Annotated in this window: 20 protein-coding genes; 7 read left to right on the forward strand and 13 right to left on the reverse strand. The window is 68.6% G+C overall.

Annotated elements, in window-relative coordinates:
* Positions 1-13: 13 nt before the first annotated feature.
* From OHA10_RS32055 to OHA10_RS32065, 3 genes are read left to right on the forward strand one after another with little or no spacing between them, the layout of a single operon-like run.
* Positions 14-1,222 (forward strand): MFS transporter, encoded by a 1,209-nt coding sequence (locus tag OHA10_RS32055; RefSeq protein ID WP_371402503.1) that lies wholly within the window; start codon positions 14-16, stop codon positions 1,220-1,222.
* Positions 1,191-1,931 carry a fructosamine kinase family protein gene (locus OHA10_RS32060; protein WP_371402504.1) on the forward strand — a complete coding sequence of 247 codons (741 nt, stop codon included), beginning with the start codon at positions 1,191-1,193 and terminating at the stop codon, positions 1,929-1,931. Before OHA10_RS32055 ends, OHA10_RS32060 begins: the two co-directional genes overlap by 32 nt.
* A gap of 42 nt (positions 1,932-1,973) precedes the next feature.
* On the forward strand, positions 1,974-3,428 hold the full coding sequence (locus OHA10_RS32065) for a beta-N-acetylhexosaminidase (protein WP_371402505.1): 1,455 nt from the start codon (positions 1,974-1,976) through the stop codon (positions 3,426-3,428).
* Here the strand turns inward: OHA10_RS32065 and OHA10_RS32070 are convergent.
* Positions 3,425-3,925, reverse strand: coding sequence for a protealysin inhibitor emfourin (locus OHA10_RS32070; protein WP_371402506.1), 501 nt, complete (start codon positions 3,923-3,925; stop codon positions 3,425-3,427). The genes OHA10_RS32065 and OHA10_RS32070 overlap by 4 nt on opposite strands.
* A gap of 188 nt (positions 3,926-4,113) precedes the next feature.
* Here OHA10_RS32070 and OHA10_RS32075 point away from each other — a divergent pair, with 188 nt between their 5' ends.
* A complete protein-coding gene (locus tag OHA10_RS32075; protein ID WP_134100749.1) occupies positions 4,114-4,317 on the forward strand; it encodes a cold-shock protein in 204 nt (67 codons plus the stop codon).
* Between the two features lie 86 nt (positions 4,318-4,403).
* Positions 4,404-4,892, forward strand: coding sequence for a DUF6328 family protein (locus tag OHA10_RS32080; RefSeq protein ID WP_371402507.1), 489 nt, complete (start codon positions 4,404-4,406; stop codon positions 4,890-4,892).
* On the opposite strand, the gene OHA10_RS32085 is transcribed toward OHA10_RS32080, so the two are convergent.
* From OHA10_RS32085 to whiA, 9 genes are all read right to left on the reverse strand, one after another.
* Positions 4,873-5,727, reverse strand: a complete 855-nt coding sequence (locus tag OHA10_RS32085; protein ID WP_371402508.1) for an LLM class flavin-dependent oxidoreductase — start codon at positions 5,725-5,727, stop codon at positions 4,873-4,875. The genes OHA10_RS32080 and OHA10_RS32085 overlap by 20 nt on opposite strands.
* Before the next feature lie 10 nt (positions 5,728-5,737).
* The gene (locus OHA10_RS32090) at positions 5,738-6,709 is read right to left on the reverse strand and encodes an SMP-30/gluconolactonase/LRE family protein (protein ID WP_371402509.1); all 972 of its coding nucleotides are present in this window, start codon (positions 6,707-6,709) and stop codon (positions 5,738-5,740) included.
* A gap of 98 nt (positions 6,710-6,807) precedes the next feature.
* A complete protein-coding gene (locus tag OHA10_RS32095) occupies positions 6,808-7,167 on the reverse strand; it encodes an RNA polymerase-binding protein RbpA (RefSeq protein ID WP_130385522.1) in 360 nt (119 codons plus the stop codon).
* 13 nt (positions 7,168-7,180) lie between these two features.
* Positions 7,181-7,414: a preprotein translocase subunit SecG gene (secG, locus tag OHA10_RS32100; protein WP_130448352.1), complete on the reverse strand. Its 234-nt coding sequence runs from the start codon at positions 7,412-7,414 to the stop codon at positions 7,181-7,183.
* Complete coding sequence (tpiA, locus tag OHA10_RS32105; protein ID WP_371402510.1) at positions 7,411-8,223, reverse strand: triose-phosphate isomerase; 813 nt, start codon at positions 8,221-8,223, stop codon at positions 7,411-7,413. Before tpiA ends, secG begins: the two co-directional genes overlap by 4 nt.
* Before the next feature lie 5 nt (positions 8,224-8,228).
* On the reverse strand, positions 8,229-9,431 hold the full coding sequence (gene pgk / locus OHA10_RS32110; RefSeq protein ID WP_371402511.1) for a phosphoglycerate kinase: 1,203 nt from the start codon (positions 9,429-9,431) through the stop codon (positions 8,229-8,231).
* A 91-nt stretch (positions 9,432-9,522) separates the two neighbouring features.
* Positions 9,523-10,530: a type I glyceraldehyde-3-phosphate dehydrogenase gene (gene gap / locus OHA10_RS32115; RefSeq protein WP_137256842.1), complete on the reverse strand. Its 1,008-nt coding sequence runs from the start codon at positions 10,528-10,530 to the stop codon at positions 9,523-9,525.
* A gap of 213 nt (positions 10,531-10,743) precedes the next feature.
* Positions 10,744-11,121 (reverse strand): hypothetical protein, encoded by a 378-nt coding sequence (locus tag OHA10_RS32120; protein WP_371402512.1) that lies wholly within the window; start codon positions 11,119-11,121, stop codon positions 10,744-10,746.
* Between the two features lie 93 nt (positions 11,122-11,214).
* Positions 11,215-12,198, reverse strand: coding sequence for a DNA-binding protein WhiA (gene whiA, locus OHA10_RS32125; protein WP_137256843.1), 984 nt, complete (start codon positions 12,196-12,198; stop codon positions 11,215-11,217).
* 129 nt (positions 12,199-12,327) lie between these two features.
* Here whiA and OHA10_RS32130 point away from each other — a divergent pair, with 129 nt between their 5' ends.
* Together OHA10_RS32130 and OHA10_RS32135 are read left to right on the forward strand one after the other, a co-directional pair.
* The gene (locus OHA10_RS32130) at positions 12,328-12,846 is read left to right on the forward strand and encodes a SigE family RNA polymerase sigma factor (RefSeq protein ID WP_371402513.1); all 519 of its coding nucleotides are present in this window, start codon (positions 12,328-12,330) and stop codon (positions 12,844-12,846) included.
* Positions 12,843-14,285: a hypothetical protein gene (locus OHA10_RS32135; protein WP_371402514.1), complete on the forward strand. Its 1,443-nt coding sequence runs from the start codon at positions 12,843-12,845 to the stop codon at positions 14,283-14,285. Before OHA10_RS32130 ends, OHA10_RS32135 begins: the two co-directional genes overlap by 4 nt.
* A gap of 54 nt (positions 14,286-14,339) precedes the next feature.
* Here OHA10_RS32135 and yvcK read toward each other — a convergent pair whose 3' ends face one another.
* The 3 genes from yvcK to uvrC are packed head-to-tail and all read right to left on the reverse strand — an operon-like array spanning position 14,340 to position 18,174.
* A complete protein-coding gene (yvcK, locus tag OHA10_RS32140; protein WP_371402515.1) occupies positions 14,340-15,281 on the reverse strand; it encodes a uridine diphosphate-N-acetylglucosamine-binding protein YvcK in 942 nt (313 codons plus the stop codon).
* Positions 15,278-16,144, reverse strand: coding sequence for an RNase adapter RapZ (rapZ, locus tag OHA10_RS32145; RefSeq protein WP_130448361.1), 867 nt, complete (start codon positions 16,142-16,144; stop codon positions 15,278-15,280). Before rapZ ends, yvcK begins: the two co-directional genes overlap by 4 nt.
* Positions 16,144-18,174 (reverse strand): excinuclease ABC subunit UvrC, encoded by a 2,031-nt coding sequence (gene uvrC / locus OHA10_RS32150; RefSeq protein ID WP_371402516.1) that lies wholly within the window; start codon positions 18,172-18,174, stop codon positions 16,144-16,146. Before uvrC ends, rapZ begins: the two co-directional genes overlap by 1 nt.
* Between the last annotated feature and the right edge of the window lie 54 nt (positions 18,175-18,228).

Consider the following 18,228-nt stretch of genomic DNA (forward strand, 5'->3'; position numbering starts at 1 on the left):
ATCAGGTGACCTCATGACCCTCTCGTCCCGCCGAGCCACCGCCGCGCTCGTGTTCCTCGGCGTCTCGACGTTCTCCTTCGTCACCATCGAGGTGCTGCCGATCGGGCTGCTGACCGTGATGGCCGACGACCTCGGCCGGTCGCGCTCCCAGATCGGCCTCCTCGTCACCGGGTACGCCGCTGTCGTCGTGCTCGCCTCCATCCCACTCGCCCGGCTGACCACCAACCTCCCCCGCCGCTTGGTGCTCGGCGGAACGCTCGCGGTCCTCACCGTCGCGACGGCACTCTCCGCCGCCGCCCCGACGTACGAGGTGCTGTTCGGCGGGCGGCTGGTGATCGCGATCTCGCAGGCGCTGTTCTGGTCGATCGCGCCGCCGATCGCGACCAGTCTCTTCCCACCGGAGCTGCGCGGCCGGGTGGTCGCGCGACTCGCGATCGGCACGGCGCTGGCGCCGATCCTCGGCATCCCGTTCGGCACGTGGCTCGGCGAGCAGGCCGGCTGGCGGGTCCCGTTCGTCGTGATGGCCGTGCTCGGTGCAACTGCCTGCATCGGGATCGTGACCCTGCTGCCGCGCACGGAGGTCCAGGACAGCCCCTCGCGCCGCGGCAGCGCCCCGGACCTCCGCGGGTACGTCGTACTGCTCGTCGCCGCCTCGATCGGGGTCACCGGCTTCCTGACCTTCAACACCTACGTCACGCCGTTCCTGCTGGACATCACCGGCTTCTCGTCCGACGCGCTCGGTCCGATGCTGCTGGCCAGCGGTGCGGGCGGGTTCGCCGGCACGCTGATCGCCGGCCGCGTGCTCGATCGGTACCCGTGGGGTGCGGTCGTCATCCCGTACGGGGTCCTGACCGTCGGGTTGATCGGGGTGTTCGCCCTCGGCGAGCTCAAGGTGGCCACGGGCCTCCTGATCGCACTGATCGGGCTGTCGTTCAGCGGGCTCGCGGTCGCGGTGCAGAGCCGGACGCTGCAGATCGCTCCAGGCAGCACCGACATCGCGTCGGCCGGAGCCAGCTCGGCGTTCAACGTCGGCATCGCCGCCGGTGCGTTCGTCGGTGGCGCGCTCATCGACTACACGACGGTCCGCAGTGTCGCACTCGCCGGTGGGCTGCTGACCGCGGTCGCCGCGCTCGTGATGCTGTGCGAGCCGTGGCTGGCCCGCCGGCGGCCGTTGATGGAAGAGTCCGACCATGACCGCAGGGTTTGTGAAGAGCTGGCCTGACGCGCCACCAGACTTCTTCGCCGTCGAAGCGGCCGGTCTGCGCTGGCTCGCCGTACCGGGCGGCGTGCCCGTGGCCGAGCCGCTCGACGTCTCCCCTACCCAGCTGACGACGACAATGCTGCAGACCACTCCGCCGACCGATGCCTTGGCCGAGGACTTCGGTCGGCGGCTGGCCGTCACCCACGACGCCGGCGCCCGGCACTACGGCGTACCGCCGGATGGGTGGGACGGGGACGGCTACATCGGCACGACCGCGCTGCCGCACGCAGCCGAGCCGGTGAAGTCGTGGGGCGAGTTCTACGCCAACCTCCGGCTCCGGCCGTACCTGCGGGCCGCGGGCATCAAGCTGGACGTCTTCGAGCGGCTCTGCGGCCGGCTGGAAGCGGGCGCGTACGACGACGCGTCCGACGTACCGTCCCGGATCCACGGCGACCTGTGGTCGGGCAACGTGCTGTGGACGGCGGAAGGCGTACATCTGATCGACCCGGCCGCGCACGGCGGACACCGCGAGACCGATCTCGCCATGCTGGGTCTCTTCGGGTTGCCGCAGCTGGAGCGAGTGCTGCGCGCGTACGACGAGGTGCACCCGCTCGCAGACGGTTGGCGGGAGCGGATCGGGCTGCACCAGCTGCATCCGTTGCTCGTCCACGTGGTGCTGTTCGGCGGGAGCTATCTGGCCCGGGCGACAGCTCTCGCCAACAAGTTTTGAAGGGACTTGACGGATTATGTAGGGACGCGAACACTCACGATCATGATTCCGCAGCCCACGGCCCAGCAGGCGCTGGCCGATGAGACGTTCCTGCTGGCGGCCGACGCGACGATCGGCCTCGACGATCCCTCTGCCCGGCTGATCGCTGACCGGTTCGCGGCTCGGCTCCGGCGCTCCACCGGATACGACCTGCCGGTGCAGGACGGGACCGGCACGATCACGCTGTCCGTCAACGGCCCGGAGACCCTCGGCGCCGAAGGCTACGAGCTCCGCGCGGACGCGTCCGGCGTCACGATCACCGCAGCCACCGCCGAGGGCCTGTTCCGCGGCGTCACCACGCTCCGCCAGCTCCTGCCCGCCAAGGCCGAGGCCGACGCCCCGCAGGACGGCCCGTGGGAGATCGCGGGTACGACGATCTCCGACGCCCCGCGGTACGAGTACCGCGGGATGATGCTCGACGTCTCCCGGCACTTCTTCACCGTCGACCAGGTCAAGCGCGTCGTCGACCTGCTCTCGCTCTACAAGATCAACCGCCTGCACCTGCACCTTTCCGACGACCAGGGCTGGCGGATCCAGGTGGACTCCTGGCCGAACCTCACCGCGCACGGCGGCAGCCTGCAGGTCGGCGGCGGCGAAGGCGGCTCGTACAGCAAGGCGGAGTACGCCGACCTCGTCCAGTACGCCGCGGAGCACTACATCACCGTTGTCCCGGAGATCGACACACCTGGCCACACCAACGCCGCACTGGCGTCGTACGCCGAACTGAACAAGGGCGACCAGGCGCCGGAGCTCTACACCGAGACCGAGGTCGGCTTCAGCTCGTTCGCGATCGACAAGGACGTCACGTACGCGTTCCTCGACGACGTGTTCCGCGAGGTCGCCGAGCAGACACCGGGTGACTTCCTGCACCTCGGCGGGGACGAGGCGCACTCGACCGAGCACAGCGACTACCTGACGTTCGTGTCCAAGGCGACCGAACTGGTCGTCAAGAACGGCAAGCGGGTGATGGGGTGGCACGAGATCGCCGACGGACCGCTGCCGGCCGGCACCGTCGTGCAGTACTGGGGAACCGAGGACCCGAAGGCTCAGGTGCTCGCGCAGAAGGCGGTCGAGCAGGGCGCAACGCTGGTGCTCTCCCCCGCCAACCGGGCGTACCTGGACATGAAGTACGACGCCAGCACCGAGCTGGGCCTCGACTGGGCCGGACTGGTCAGTGTGGAGCAGTCGTACAGCTGGAATCCGGCCAAGCTGGTCCCCGGCGTACCCGAGAGCGCGATCGACGGCGTCGAGGCGCCGCTGTGGACCGAGACCGTGGACGACGTGAGCAAGATCGAGTACCTGGTCTTCCCGCGGCTGCCGGGTATCGCCGAGCTGGGCTGGTCGCAGGAGTCCGCGCTCGACTGGACGGCGTACCGCGACCGCCTGGCCGAGCAGGGCTCGCGCTGGGAGGTGCTCGGGGTCAACTTCTACCGGGCGCCGGAGATCGACTGGCGCTAGCTGCCGAGGATCCGGTCGAGCAGCCAGGCCGTGGTCGCGTCCACGTCCTGCTCGGCAACGGTGTGCTGCGTGGCGTCGCTCTCGGCGGCGTCACGCACCACCAACCGGTACACGTACCGGTCCGGCTGCGGCCGGCCCGAACCGAGGTCCTTGGCGCCGAGCGCCCGGACCGCGTCCTCGAGCTCGGCCGCGTCGGGTTCACCGCTGGTGTCCAACTCGGCGTGCTTGGTCATCCCGGCGAAACCCCCACTGCGGGTCACTGTCACGATCACGGTCGCCTCCTCCTCGCAGTGCTGCACATGCCCGCGCGACACGCCGGGACGAATGATCAGAAAAATGCGTCCGCTACCCGGCGTACCGGGCAATTGTCCTTCGTTGCCATCGTCCCGCACCCGTCGGCCGCCGCGAACCAGCAGGTCGGCGCGGGATTTCGGGTTCCGCAGCGGGGCCGCGGAGCCCGCACCGGACCGGCCACGCAGCGTAACGGGCCCTGACAATCAGCGACACGTGTTTGTGGTCACCCCTACCATCAGGCCGCAGAACGGCTACAGTTATGGCGTTGCAGTTTTGGACTCCCTGACTTTGCTGTGCTGCATGGCCGGTCTGTCGTCTGGGGCCTTTCGGCGACGCGTGATCCATGAGGTGTGGTTCACGGATTGTTATAAGCCATCGAGGAGATAGACAAATGGCTGTCGGTACTGTCAAGTGGTTCAACGCTGACAAGGGCTTCGGCTTCATCACCCCGGATGACGGTGGCGCGGACGTGTTCGCGCACTACTCGGCCATCCAGATGTCGGGCTTCCGCTCGCTGGACGAGAACCAGCGGGTCGAGTTCGAGATCACCCAGGGCCAGAAGGGGCTGCAGGCGGAGAACATCCGCGCGATCTGAGTCGTCGGATCACCCTTTCTTGAACCAGTAGGAGAGCCGCACACCGAAAGGTGTGCGGCTCTTCCGCGTTCGGGTCTAATAGGACGGTGACCGAGCGCTCGCCGTACAGCCGACCGGACGAAGACCCCGGTGAACGGCTCGACCGGCAGTGGAACGAACTGCTGCAGGAACTCCGCCTGGCCCAGACCGGGACGCAGATCCTGTTCGCGTTCCTGCTCAGCATCGCCTTCCAGAGCCGCTTCCAGGACGCCGACAGCTTCACCCACGACGTGTACGCCGTCACGCTGATCGCGTCCGCGCTGGCCGTCGGCCTGTTCCTGGCGCCGGTGTCGTTCCACCGGATCATCTACCGCCAGCAGCTCCGCGACCGCATGCTCCCGATCGCCAACAAGATGACCATCGCCGGCATGCTCTTCCTGATCGTGGCGATCACCGGCGGCGTCCTGCTCGCCGCGGACGTCGTACTCTCCCGCCCGGTCGCGATCGTCGTCGTGGCGGCCGTGCTACTGGTCTTCGCCGTCTTCTGGTACGTCGTCCCCGCGTGGGTCCGCCGTACTAACGCAGACGAGGAATGACCTCGGTCGCGACCCGCGCCAGCACGTCCTCGGAGCCTTCGTAGACGCCCTCCGAGCGGGGCCAGTGGGTGATCAGGTCGGTGAAGCCGAGGGCGGCTGCGCGAGCGGCGATCTCCTCGAAGACGGCCGGGCTCGAGAGCGCGTACTGCGCGTTGTCCATCGACAGGTAGCGGTCGACGTGACGTCCGTCGAGGTGGTCGTCCAGGCGGTGGCTGAGCTCGGCGAGGGACGCGAACCAGGTATCGAGGTTGGTCCTGTCGCCGCCGGTCGTCATCCAGCCGTCGCCATGCTGTGCGGCGAAGCGGACAGAGCGGGGGCCGTTGCCGGCCAGGACGAGCGGCACTCGCGGTTGCTGGACACAGCCCGGTAGCGTGCGCCCGTTGCGCGTCTCGTAGTACTCGCCCTTGAAGTCGACGCCGTCGGTCGTCAGCAACGTGTCCAGAAGCGTCACGAACTCCTCGTAGCGGTCCTGCCGTTGCCGCGGAGTGAGGTCCGGGCCGCCCTGGATGGTCGCGTCCAGGCTGCCGCCGGCACCGATCCCGCAGATGAAGCGGCCGCCGGAGACGTCGTCGATCGCGAGGATGTCGCGGGTCAGCGCCAACGGATGCCGGAAGTTCGGCGACGTCACGAACGTGCCGAGCCTGATCGTCGAGGTCACCGTCGCCGCCGCCGTCAGGGTCGGCGTCGTCCCGAACCACGGTGAGTCCTGGAGACCGCTCCAGGTCAGGTGGTCGTAGGTCCACGCATGGTCGAAGCCGTACTCTTCCGCCTGCCGCCACCGCCGTGCGGCGTCCTGCCAGCGGTACTCCGGCAGGATCGCGATACCGAAACGCATGACCGCCACACTAAGGCGTGGGGAACGTGGCCAGGGAACTGGTGCCGATGCTGCCCAGCCAGACCTTCCCGTCACGCTCCCGGACCCCGGTCGGCATGTGGAACCCGGGGTGCTTCGCGCGCAGATCGTGGACCAGCGCGCCGGTCTCGTCGTACGCCTGGATCTCGATGATGTCCGCGGCCTTCGGCTTCAGTGCATCCGGGAGCGCCCAGACGATCTTGCGCAGGACCGGCGGCTTCGGCAGCAGGAAGTCGAGTACGGCGTTGCGCGGCGAACCGACCGCGACCCAGATCAGCCCGTCCGACCCACGCGCGATGTTGTCCGGCAGGCCAGGAATCGCGGCGATCTGCACGGGCTCGGCGCCATCGGTCGTCAGGTCCAGCTTGTACAGGCCGTACGTCGCCGTCTCGGCCCAGAAGAGGGTACGGCGATCGCTGCTGAGCGCCACGCCGTTCGGGAAGGCACGACCGGTGGCCAGGCGGGTCACCTCACCGTCCGGGGTACGGCGGTACACGCTGCCGGTCGCGGAATGCTCCAGCAGGTCGGCCATCCACTCGTCGATGCCGAACCGCGTCGACGAGTCGGTGAAGTAGATCGTGCCGTCCTCGGCGACGTCCGCGTTGTTGCAGAACCGCATCGGGCGGCCGTCGATCTCGGACAGCAGCGTCGAGACCCGGTTGTCCTTGTCGAGGGTCAGCAGACCCCGGTTCGCGTCGCAGATCAGCACGTTGCCGTCCGGGAGCCACTCCAGGCCGAGCGGCCGGCCGCCGGTGTCGGCGAGGGTGCTGATGGTCTTCCCGTCCGCGCTGACGCGCAGGATGCGGCCGTCGTACAGACCGGTGAGGACGCTGCCGTCGTCGTCGATCAGCGTGTCCTCAGGACCGGCGCCGGGCAGCGTGACCACGTCCACGTCGACGTTCTTCGGGTGCCGCACCGGCGGAGCGGGCGGCGGGGTCCAGCGGAGCGGCGCGATCGACGTCATGCCGCAGACCCTAGCGCGACGCAGCGGATCACTCACACTGCGCCACGGAATGCCTCAGCCCGGACCGCTGGCTCGATCCGGGCTGAACGCAGAACCTCTTAGAAGATGACCTCGCCGCGGGCGCGACGGGCGCGGAGCTTCTCCAGCGCCTCGTCCAGGATCTCCTGGGCCTCCTGCTCGGAGCGGCGCTCCTTCACATAGGCCAGGTGCGTCTTGTACGGCTCGATCTTCGGCGGCGGGGGCGGGTTGTTCACATCGGTGCTGGTCGGAAGACCGCACCGCGGACAGTCCCACTCCTCCGGGATCGAGGCCTCGACCGCGAACCAGGTCGCGGTCTCGTGCCCGTTCGCACAGAAGAACACGATGCGCTGCCGGGGCGCGGTGTCGCCGCGCTCCGCCTCGCCCATCGGCCCGGCACCGACCCGGCTGCCACGAATCGCGCTGCCACCACCAGCCACGGGAACCGACCCCTCAGCCGAGCTTGTAGAGCAGGCCGACCGCGACGATGCTGGCGAACCAGATCAGACCGACACCGATCGTGATCCGGTCCAGGTTCCGCTCGGCGACCGACGAGCCGCCGAGGCTGGACGACACACCGCCACCGAACAGGTCCGAGAGGCCGCCACCGCGGCCTTTGTGCAGCAGTACGAGCAGCGTGAGGAACAGGCTGCAGACGATCACGACGATCGAGAAAGCGAGAATCACGAGGAGTAGCCTAACTGAAGGTCCAGGTAACGGCAGATGCCGGCGAACTCGTCCACCTGAAGGCTCGCGCCTCCGACCAGACAGCCGTCGACATCCGGTTGGGCCATGATGCCACCTGCACTGGCCATCTTCACCGATCCACCGTAAAGAATCCGTACCGAGTCGGCGACCGAGGGTGAGATCGACTCCTCCAGCCGGCCGCGGATCGCGGCGATGACCTCCTGCGCGTCCTCCGGGGTCGCCACCTCGCCGGTGCCGATCGCCCAGACCGGCTCGTAGGCGATGACGAGCTTGCGGACGTCGTCCTGCTTCAGCCCGGCGAGTGCGGCGTCGACCTGGCCCAGGCAGTGGGCGACGTGGCCGTCGGCCTTGCGGACCTCCAGGCCCTCGCCCACACACACGATCGGGACCAGCCCGGCCTCGAGCGCCTTGGCGGTCTTGGCGTTGACCAGCTCGTCGGTCTCGTGGTGGTACTGCCGGCGCTCGGAGTGGCCGGTCAGCACGTACGTGCAGCCGAGCTTCGTGAGCATCGCGGCCGAGATCTCGCCGGTGTACGCGCCGGCGTCGTGCGTGGACACGTCCTGGGCGCCGTACTTGATCTTCATCCGGTCGCCGTCGACCAGCGTCTGCACGCTGCGGATGTCGGTGAACGGCGGCAGCACGGCCACCTCGACCCGCTCGAAGTCGTGCTTCTTGTCCTGCAGTGTCCACGACAGCTTCTGCAGCAGGTGCACGGCCTCGACGTGGTTGAGGTTCATCTTCCAGTTGCCCGCCATCAACGGCGTCCGGGCAGCTGTGGTGTCAGCCATGTGGGTCAGTCCTCTTCCAGTACGGCGAGCCCCGGGAGCTCCTTGCCCTCCAGGTATTCGAGCGAGGCCCCACCGCCGGTGGAGATGTGCCCGAACTGCTCGTCGGCGAAGCCTAGCTGCCGTACGGCGGCCGCGGAGTCACCGCCGCCGACGACGCTCAGCCCGTCCACCTCGGTCAACGCCTGCGCGACGGCCTTGGTTCCGCCGGCGAACGCGGCCATCTCGAAGACACCCATCGGGCCGTTCCAGAACACCGTCTTCGCGCCGGCGATCTCGGCCGCGAACGCCTTGCCGGACTCCGGGCCGATGTCGAGGCCGAGCTGATCGCCCGGGATCGCGTCGGCAGCGACCACGGTGGCCGGCGAGTCGGCCTTGAACTCGGGCGCGACCACGATGTCGGTCGGCAGCACGATCTCGACGCCCTTCGACTTCGCGGTCTCCAGGTAGCCCTTGACCGTGTCGAGCTGGTCCTCTTCGAGCAGGCTCTTGCCGACCTCGTGGCCCTGCGCCTTCAGGAACGTGAAGACCATGCCGCCGCCGATCAGCAGCTTGTCGGCCTTGGCCAGCAGGTTGTCGATCACCGCGAGCTTGTCCGACACCTTCGCGCCGCCGAGCACGACGACGTACGGACGGGCCGGGTCCTCGGTCAGCTTCTTCAGCACCTCGACCTCGGCGAGCACGAGCCCGCCGGCCGCGTGCGGGAGCTTGCGCGCGACGTCGTACACACTGGCCTGCTTGCGGTGTACGACACCGAAGCCGTCGCTGACGAAGACGTCGGCCAGGGCTGCGAGCTCATCGGCCAGCTCGCCGCGCTGCGCCTCGTCCTTGCTCTCCTCGCGCGGGTCGTACCGCACGTTCTCGAGCAGCAGGACCTCGCCCTCGTCCAGCTCCTGGACGGCCTCCTGCGCGCTCTCGCCGGTGACGTCGGTCGCGAAGTGCACGGTGATGCCCTCGGGCTGCAGCAGTTCACCGAGCCGCTTGGCCACCGGGGCCAGCGTGTACGCCGGGTTCGGCTCGCCCTTCGGACGGCCGAGGTGCGCGGTGACGATCACCTTGGCGCCGGCCTTGGCGAGCTTGATCAGCGTCGGCAGCGAGGCGCGGATGCGGCCGTCGTCGCCGATCACCTCGTCCTTGATCGGCACGTTCAGGTCGGACCGGACCAGTACCCGCTGGCCTGCCAGGTCGCCGAGGTCTTCGATGGTCTTCACAGTTCAGCTTCCTCGAGATCAGGGATGAGCCTGCGTCCGGGAGACACCAGGTCGCCGGACGCAGGCTGCGATGTGTGAAGGGTCAGAGCCGTCAGAGCGAGGCGCCGACGTGCTTGACCAGGTCGACGAGGCGGTTGGAGTAGCCCCACTCGTTGTCGTACCAGCCGACGACCTTGACCTGGTTGCCGATCACCTTGGTCAGGCCGGCGTCGAAGATGCAGGAGGCCGGGTCGGTGACGATGTCGGTGGAGACGATCTCGTCCTCGGTGTAGGTCAGGTACCCCTTCAGCGAGCCCTCGGCCGCGGCGGCCTTGTAGGCCTCCTTGACCTCGTCGACGGTGACCTCACGGCCGACGGTGACGGTCAGGTCGGTGGCCGAGCCGGTCGGCACCGGGACGCGCAGCGCGTAGCCGTCCAGCTTGCCCTTGAGCTCCGGCAGCACCAGGCCGATCGCCTTCGCGGCGCCGGTCGAGGTCGGCACGATGTTCAGCGCGGCGGCGCGGGCGCGGCGCAGGTCCTTGTGCGGGCCGTCTTGCAGGTTCTGGTCCTGGGTGTACGCGTGGATCGTGGTCATCAGACCCTTCTCGATCGTGAACGCGTCGTTCAGAACCTTGGCCAGCGGGGCGATGCAGTTCGTGGTGCAGGACGCGTTCGAGATCACGGTGTGCTTCTCGGCGTCGTACAGCTCGTGGTTCACGCCCATCACCACGGTGAGGTCCTCGTTCTTCGCCGGGGCGGAGATGATGACCTTCTTGGCGCCGTTGTCGGCGTGGGTCTTGGCCTTGGTGGCGTCGGTGAAGAAACCGGTCGACTCGATCACCACGTCGGCGCCGACGTCGGACCACTTCAGGTTGGCCGGGTCGCGCTCGGCGAACGCCTTGAAGCTCTTGCCGCTGACGGTGATGTCGTCGTCGGTCGCGGAGACCTCGCCGGGGAAGCGGCCCAGGATCGAGTCGTACTTCAGCAGGTGAGCGAGGGTCTGGTTGTCGGTCAAGTCGTTGACGGCGACGACCTCGATGTCGGCACCGGACGCCTGCACGGCGCGGAAGAAGTTACGGCCGATCCGGCCGAAGCCGTTGATACCTACGCGTACGGTCACGGGACTGCGTCTCCTCAGATCTGGCGTTCGAGCACTGCCCTACAGCCCGAACACTAGCCCAACAGCCCACCTGGCCAACTGGTAGCGTCCACATCAGACCACCATGACCCGCCGGTAGCCATCCGAGCAGACCACCCCCACGTGCGACTGCCCCGGAAACCTTCCGGGGCAGTCTATTGAATACCAGTTGACCAGCTGGTGCCTCGGCCGTGTTCAGCCCAGGCCGAGCGCCGGCTTCGCGGCCCGCGATCCGGCCGCATTCTCCCGGACGCCGTCGGCCGCCGACTCCGGCTTGCTGACACCACCGAGCGGCGCCTGCCCGCTGTTCAGCAGGTCCCGTGCAAAGGCCGCGTCGCCGGCCTTCCCGACCCGCAATGCGCCCGCGACGCGGTCCATGCCTGTCTGCGGGCTCGGCTGAAATCCGTCGTCCGGCCAGCTCGCCACGGCAGGCTCGTCGGCGGCCATCTTGTTCTGCTGCTGCTCCTGGAGCTTCCGGAGCTCTTCCTGGCGCTGCATCTCCTTGATCGCGTTCTCGGTCCGCACGCGCTCGAGTTCGGCCAACGCCTTCGCTTCTTCTTCAGCAGTACCCATCGGTGTCCTCACGTGTTCATCGGTTGGCAACCCCGTGAGGAGATCCAATCAACGTCGCAAGCGCATCGTGGGCCGCGGGAGATAACGATCCGGTCAGGCCGGGTCGAGCATCTCCGGGGTCAGGTTGGCCTCGGTGTTGGGGACGCCGAGGTCGGCGGCGCGCTTGTCGGCCATCGCGAGCAGCCGGCGGATGCGGCCTGCCACGGCATCCTTGGTGAGGGCCGGCTCGTGCAGCTGGCCGAGCTCCTCGAGGCTCGCCTGCTTGTGCTCCAGGCGGAGCTTGCCGGCGACCTGCAGATGGTCGGGTACGTCGTCGCCGAGGATCTCCAGCGCCCGCTCGACACGTGCACCTGCCGCCACCGCGGCGCGGGCGGACCGGCGCAGGTTCGCGTCGTCGAAGTTGGCCAGCCGGTTCGCGGTCGCGCGGACCTCGCGCCGCATCCGGCGCTCCTCCCAGGCCAGCACCGATTCGTGTGCGCCGAGCCGGGTCAGCAGTGCGCCGATCGCGTCACCGTCGCGGATCACCACGCGGTCGACGTTGCGCACCTCGCGGGCCTTCGAACCGATGCCGAGCCGTCGCGCCGCACCGACCAGCGCCAGCGCCGCCTCCGGACCGGGGCACGTCACCTCGAGCGAGGACGAACGCCCGGGCTCGGTCAGCGAACCGTGCGCGAGGAACGCACCTCGCCAAGCCGCAACCGCATCGCAGGACGCCCCGGACACGACCGCCGGCGGAAGACCGCGCACCGGCCGGCCACGGTTGTCCACGAGTCCGGTCTGCCGCGCCAGCGCGTCACCGTCGCGGACCACGCGGACGACGTACTTCGTCTGCTTGCGGATGCCGGACGGGGAGATCACCACGACATCCGACGGGTGACCGAAGATCTCCGCGATGTCCTTGCGCAGCCGCCGGGCCGCGGCGCCGCTGTCCAACTCGGCCTCCACCACGATCCGTCCGGACACCAGGTGCAGCCCGCCCGCGAACCGCAGGATCGACGAGACCTCGGCCTTGCGGCAACACGGTTTCGTCACCTGAATACTGGTCAGCTCGGACTTCACCTGTGCTGTCATCGCCATGAAGGCCATCCTCCCACCCATGTCAAAGACCCTTGGACCACCAACGGCCGCCAGCCCCTGCGGTTACGCGAGTTGCAACCTTCCGGCGGGTTGATCGCGTTACCCCGGCGACATTGTGAGAGGAGGCGCATGAAGGCATCGGATGAAGCCGAGTTCACCGAATTCGCGACCGCGATGATCCGGCGGTTGCGACGTACGGCGTACCTGATGTGCGGCGACTGGCACCGCGCCGAGGACGCCGCGCAGGACGCACTGGTCAAGGTCTACCGCCGCTGGAACCGGATCGACCGCACCCACGGGCTCAACAGCTACGCCCACCAGTGCCTGGTCACCTCGGTGTTCGACCAGTCCCGCAAACCGTGGCGGCGCGAACGGCTCGTCGACAACGGCGACGAGACAGGCGACCTGACCGGCGTACTCGCCGACCCGGCCCGCACGGTCGACGACCGGATGCTCGTCGTCGAGGCCCTCGCCGCGTTGCCGCCGAGCCAGCGCGCCTGCGTCGTACTGCGGCATTACGGCGACCTCAGCCTCGAACAGACCGCCGCCGTCCTCGGCATCGGCGTCGGTGGCGTCAAGAGCCAGACCTCCCGAGCACTCACCCGCCTCCGCGAGCTTCTCGACCAGACCGAAAGGAGCGCCCCGTGAACAACGACATCGAACACCTGCTGGCGACCGCGGCCGACGACACCGACCGGCCGCTGACCACCGACGTCGACGACCTGCTGGTCCGCGCACGGCGTTCGGTCCGCCGGACCCGGGTCGCGACGGCAGCCACCGCGGTCCTGACCACGGCAGCGATCATCGGCGGCCTCACCGCCTGGTCCGCGACCCGCGACGAGAGCATCGGCCCGGCCGGTACGCCGCCCGGCCAGACCATCACGATCGACGTCAAGACCGGCCGCATCGTCGACAACGAGACCGGCAAGACGGTCGTCCCGGCACCGCCGGTCAGCCCGTTGCCGGATGCCGAGGTGCTGAACCGCTGCTCGCGCTACGACCTTGCCTACCAGCGCCTCGCCCACAGCGAGCGCAAGACCACCGACCACGCAGGTCCGATCAACGGCCGGTGGACGGTCCTCGTGAAGAGCGGAGACCGATCCGTACTGAACGCCCTGCTGCTCTCGCCCGACAAGTCGATCGTCGCGACGTGCACGATGAGCAGCCCGACGAAGCCGGACAGCCTCGCCCGCACCGCAGGGGCGACGGTCGAGGCAAGGAGCCGGTACCGGAATCCGCTGACCATGCAGGACGGCTTCCAGGTTCCGGTGCCCGGTGTGAGCCGCGTGCTGCTGGACATCGCCGGGGAGAGCAGTCCTCGCGAGGCTCTGGTCGGAGCGGACGGATACGCGACACTCGGGCATCCGGGCAAGGACAACAAGCTCATCATCCTGAATCGCATCCGGGGCTACGACTCGAGCGGCAAGAAGGTTTACGACCAGACACCGAAGCCGTTCACCGCGCCGCCGCGGAGGGTCGATCCCTCGGTGATCGTGAAGACCGCGACGCCGATCACGCCGGTCGTCGTGCTCACCAAGGACCCGGAGACCGGGAAGCCGCTCGCTGCCGCGCCGCCGGTCAGCCCGCTGACCGACGACCAGGTCACCACGCGGTGCCGCGGCGTCGACGACATCTACTTCAAGGACCTGAATCAGGGCGGGGTGGGCACCGACGACGGCGTGATCAGAGCTGCCGGCCCGGTCACGAAAGACTGGCAGGTCGCGTTGAAGACCGGCACCGGCGACAAGTTGACCGCCGTCCTGATCTCTCCGGACAAGCGGGTCTACGCGTGGTGTCACATGCTGACGGCCACGGCGAAGGGTCCGTACGACTACGCCCGGGCGGCGGTGCAGGCCAACGGGACATTCGCGGACAGCGGCGTGTTCGGGATGGTGCCGGAAGGCGTCGCCCAGCTCGTCGTCGATCTGCCGACCGGCCCGACCCGAGCGCTGATCTCGAACGGCTACTACATCTGGGGCCTGACCGGCGGGAACTCCGGTATCAAGAGCGTCCGGATCCGGGGGTACGACGCGCAGGGCAAGCAGGTCTACGACCAGAAGAAGTCCATCGACACCGATTTCGACTGAGCGCTTCGACTGAGCGCTTCGACTGAGCGCTTCGACTGAGCCTTCGACTGGGCCTCAGGCGAAGATCTCGCGGTAGACCTTCGCCAGCTTGTCCGGGGCGTGGTGGAGATCGCGCTCGTCGTCGGCGATATCGGCGATCACCAGCTCGGCCCCGAGGGATTCCGCCGTACGGCGGAGTGACTCGGGGTCGGGCACGTGGCCGGTGTCGGCGAGGACGACATCGATGCGGAGATCCGGGGCGTGCGCGGCCAGCACCTCGAGATGGGTCTCGGGTGAGAAGCCGTCGGTCTCGCCCTTCTGCTCCCCCAGGTTCAGCGTGAGGAGCCGGCGGGCGCCGGTCTGCTCGAGGGCGCGGGAAAGCTCGGGGACCAGCAGGTTCGGGATGACGGACGTGAACCACGAACCCGGGCCGACCACGACCCAGTCGGCCTCCGCGATGGCGACGAGCGCTTCTGGGCAGGCGGGCGGGTCGGCCGGGTCGAGCGCGACGTCGACGACGTGTCCCTCGGTCGTCGCCACCTCGGCCTGACCTCGGATCTCGGTGATCGCCTCAGGATGCGCCGGATCGAGCCCGAGCACCCGCGCGGTGATGTCCAGCGGTACGGCGGACATCGGCAACACCCGCCCTTGTGCACCGAGCAACCGCGCGACCCAGTCGAGCCCGTCGACCGCCTCGCCGAGCAACTCCCACAACGCGACGATCAGCAGGTTGCCGACCGCGTGATCGTGCAGCTCACCGTTGCTGCGGAAGCGATGCTGCAGTACGTCGGCCCACGTGCGGCCCCACTCGTCGTCACGGCACAGCGCGGCCAGCGCCATCCGCAGATCACCCGGAGGCAGTACGCCGAGCTCCTGGCGCAACCGCCCCGACGAGCCACCGTTGTCGGCGACCGTGACGACCGCGGTCAACTGGTCAGTGACGTGACGAAGCGCGGAAAGAGAGGCGGCCAAGCCGTGTCCCCCACCCAGTGCGACGACCTTCGGAGATCGCGTCACTCACGCCCCAGATCCCGATGTACGACCAATGTCGGCGACCCCTTCTCACGCAGCCTGCGGGCGATCTCTTCGGCCATCGCGACGCTGCGGTGTTTTCCCCCGGTGCAGCCGATCGCGACGGTGACGAAGCGCTTGCCCTCGTTCAGGTAGCCGCTCCGCAAGGTGTCCAGCACGTCCACGTAGTTCTGCAGGAACTGCTGGGCCAGCGGATGGCCGAGCACGAAGTCTGACACAGGCTTGTCCTGCCCGGTCATCGGGCGCAGGTCCGGCTGCCAGTACGGGTTCGGGATGAAGCGCATGTCGGCGACCACGTCGGCATCCACCGGGATGCCGTACTTGAACCCGAACGACACCACCGTCGCCCGGAGCTCGGCGTTCTCCTCGTCGCCGAACGCGTTCACGATCTTCGCGGCGAGCTGGTGGATGTTCAGGCTCGAGGTGTCGATGACCAGATCCGCGCCGGCCCGGATGTCGCCGAGCAGCTCGCGCTCGCGCTGGATGCCGTCCAGCAGCCGGCCCTCGCCCTGCAGCGGGTGCGGCCGGCGGACACTCTCCTGCCGGCGCACGATCACGTCGTCGGAAGCCTCCAGGAACAGCGTCAGCGGGCGGTACCCCTTCAGCCGCAGGTCGTGGATGGCCGAGCTCAGCTCCTCGAAGAACAGACCCGTCCGGACGTCGACCACTACCGCGAGCCGCGGCGCCGCGCCGGTGCCGATCACCTGCTCGACGAGCGTGGTGAGGAACATCGGCGGCAGGTTGTCCACGACGAACCAGCCGAGGTCTTCCAGTACGTCGGCGACGGAGCTTCGTCCCGCGCCGGACATGCCGGACACGATGATGAGGTTGCCGCCCGTGTCGTCCATCAGTTATCGGTTCTCCCTGGGTCCCCGTCAGGCGCCCCGGCCGGCGCCGGGATGTCGTCGCCCAGTATCTCGCCCGTGGCCGTGTTGACCGACGGGGCCCGGCCGGTTTCCGCCTTCGTTGCGGCAGCGTTCACCGCGAGTACGACGGACTCCGCCAGCCGCGGCCCGAATCCGGGCAGGCCGGCGACCTCGTCGATCGTCGCCGCGCGCAACTTCTTCAGTGAGCCGAAGTGCCGGAGCAGGGTCTTGCGCCGCACCTCCCCCAGGCCCGGGACCTCGTCGAGGGTGCTCTCGACCATCGACTTCGACCGGCGACTGCGGTGGTGCGTGATCGCGAACCGGTGCGCCTCGTCGCGCAGGCGCTGCAGCAGGTACAGGCCTTCCGACGTACGGGAGAAGATGACCGGGTCCTCCTCGTCGGGGAGCCAGACCTCCTCCAGTCGCTTGGCGAGACCGCAGACCGGGATGTCGCCCAGGCCCAACTCGTCCATCGCCTGCCGGGCCGCGGCGACCTGGGGCGGACCGCCGTCGACCACGACGAGCCCCGGCGCGTAGGAGAACTTCTTCGCCCGCCCGGTCTCGGGGTCGATCAGTGCGCCGTTCGGGTCTTCGTCACCAGTCATCGTGGCGCGCTCGTCCAGGAGGCGCTTGAAGCGGCGGGTCAGCACCTCGGCGATCGAGGCGACATCGTTCTGGCCGTCGACGCCCTTGATCACGAAGCGGCGGTACTCGCTCTTGCGGGGCAGGCCGTCCTCGAAGACGACCATCGAGGCGACCACCTCGGTGCCCTGCAGGTTCGAGACGTCGTAGCACTCCAGCCGCAGCGGCGCCTCGGGCAGGTCGAGGCCGGCCTGGATCTCCTCGAGCGCCTGGTTGCGGGTGGTCAGATCGCTGGCCCGCTTGGTCTTGTGCATGGTCAGCGTCTGCAGGGCGTTCCGCTCGACGGTCTCCATCAGCGCCTTCTTGTCGCCGCGCTGCGGAACCCGGATCGACACCCGCGCGCCGCGGATCCCCTCCAGCCACTCGGTCAGTACGTCGGCGTCCTCCGGCATGGTCGGGACGAGGATCTCCCGCGGGATCGCGTCGACCGAGTCGTCGGCGTACATCTGCTGGATGAACCGGGAGACGAGATCGCCGGTCGTCGCCGTACCGTCCGCCTTGTCGGCGATCCAGCCGCGCTCACCGCGGATCCGGCCGCCGCGGACGTAGAAGATCTGCACGGCGACCTCGAGCGGGTCCTCGCTCAAGGCGATCACGTCGGTGTCGGTGCCGTCGCCGAGGACGACGGCGTTCTTGGCCAGCGCCTTCTCCAGCGCGGCCAGGTCGTCGCGGATCTTCGCGGCCCGCTCGTACTCCAGCTCGGCCGCCGCGGCCTTCATCTCCTTCTCCAGCCGGCGCACGTAGGTCGCGGTCTGGCCGGAGAGGAACGCGGCGAAGTCGTCGACGATCTGGCGGTGCTCCTCCTGCGTCACCTGACCGGTGCAGGGCGCGGAGCACTTGCCGATGTAGCCGAGCAGGCAGGGCCGGCCGATCTGGCGGTGCCGGTTGAAGACGCCCTTGCTGCAGGAGCGCATCGGGAACACCCGCAGCAGCAGGTCGACGGTCTCGCGGATGGCCCAGGCGTGGCTGTACGGACCGAAGTACTTCACGCCCTTCTTCTTCTGGCCGCGGCCGACCATCACCCGCGGGTAGTCCTCGTTGAGGGTGATGGCCAACCACGGGTACGACTTGTCGTCGCGGTACTTCACGTTGAAGCGCGGGTCGTACTCCTTGATCCAGGAGTACTCCAGCTGCAGCGACTCGACCTCGCTGGCGACCACGGTCCACTCGACCTTCGAGGCCGTCGTCACCATCGCCTGCGTCCGCGGGTGCAGGTTCACCAGGTCCTGGAAATACGACGACAACCGGGACCGCAGGTTCTTCGCCTTGCCGACGTAGATGACCCGCCCGGCGGAGTCGCTGAAACGGTAGACGCCGGGTGAGTCGGGGATCGATCCCGGAGCGGGACGGTACGAGGACGGATCAGCCACCCAACCACCCTAGTTCGGGTTGCCGACAAATCCGGAATTCCGCCGAAGTCTCTA

It is taken from the genome of Kribbella sp. NBC_00662 (genome assembly GCF_041430295.1).
Lineage (GTDB): Bacteria > Actinomycetota > Actinomycetes > Propionibacteriales > Kribbellaceae > Kribbella.

Coding starts and splice junctions, on each gene's coding strand:
- OHA10_RS32055 (WP_371402503.1), top strand. CDS start 14: ATGACCCTCTCGTCCCGCCGAGCCACCGCCGCGCTCGTGTTCCTCGGC.
- OHA10_RS32060 (WP_371402504.1), top strand. CDS start 1,191: ATGACCGCAGGGTTTGTGAAGAGCTGGCCTGACGCGCCACCAGACTTC.
- OHA10_RS32065 (WP_371402505.1), top strand. CDS start 1,974: ATGATTCCGCAGCCCACGGCCCAGCAGGCGCTGGCCGATGAGACGTTC.
- OHA10_RS32075 (WP_134100749.1), top strand. CDS start 4,114: ATGGCTGTCGGTACTGTCAAGTGGTTCAACGCTGACAAGGGCTTCGGC.
- OHA10_RS32085 (WP_371402508.1), bottom strand. CDS start 5,727: ATGCGTTTCGGTATCGCGATCCTGCCGGAGTACCGCTGGCAGGACGCC.
- OHA10_RS32090 (WP_371402509.1), bottom strand. CDS start 6,709: ATGACGTCGATCGCGCCGCTCCGCTGGACCCCGCCGCCCGCTCCGCCG.
- tpiA (WP_371402510.1), bottom strand. CDS start 8,223: ATGGCTGACACCACAGCTGCCCGGACGCCGTTGATGGCGGGCAACTGG.
- OHA10_RS32120 (WP_371402512.1), bottom strand. CDS start 11,121: ATGGGTACTGCTGAAGAAGAAGCGAAGGCGTTGGCCGAACTCGAGCGC.
- whiA (WP_137256843.1), bottom strand. CDS start 12,198: ATGGCGATGACAGCACAGGTGAAGTCCGAGCTGACCAGTATTCAGGTG.
- OHA10_RS32130 (WP_371402513.1), top strand. CDS start 12,328: ATGAAGGCATCGGATGAAGCCGAGTTCACCGAATTCGCGACCGCGATG.
- rapZ (WP_130448361.1), bottom strand. CDS start 16,144: ATGGACGACACGGGCGGCAACCTCATCATCGTGTCCGGCATGTCCGGC.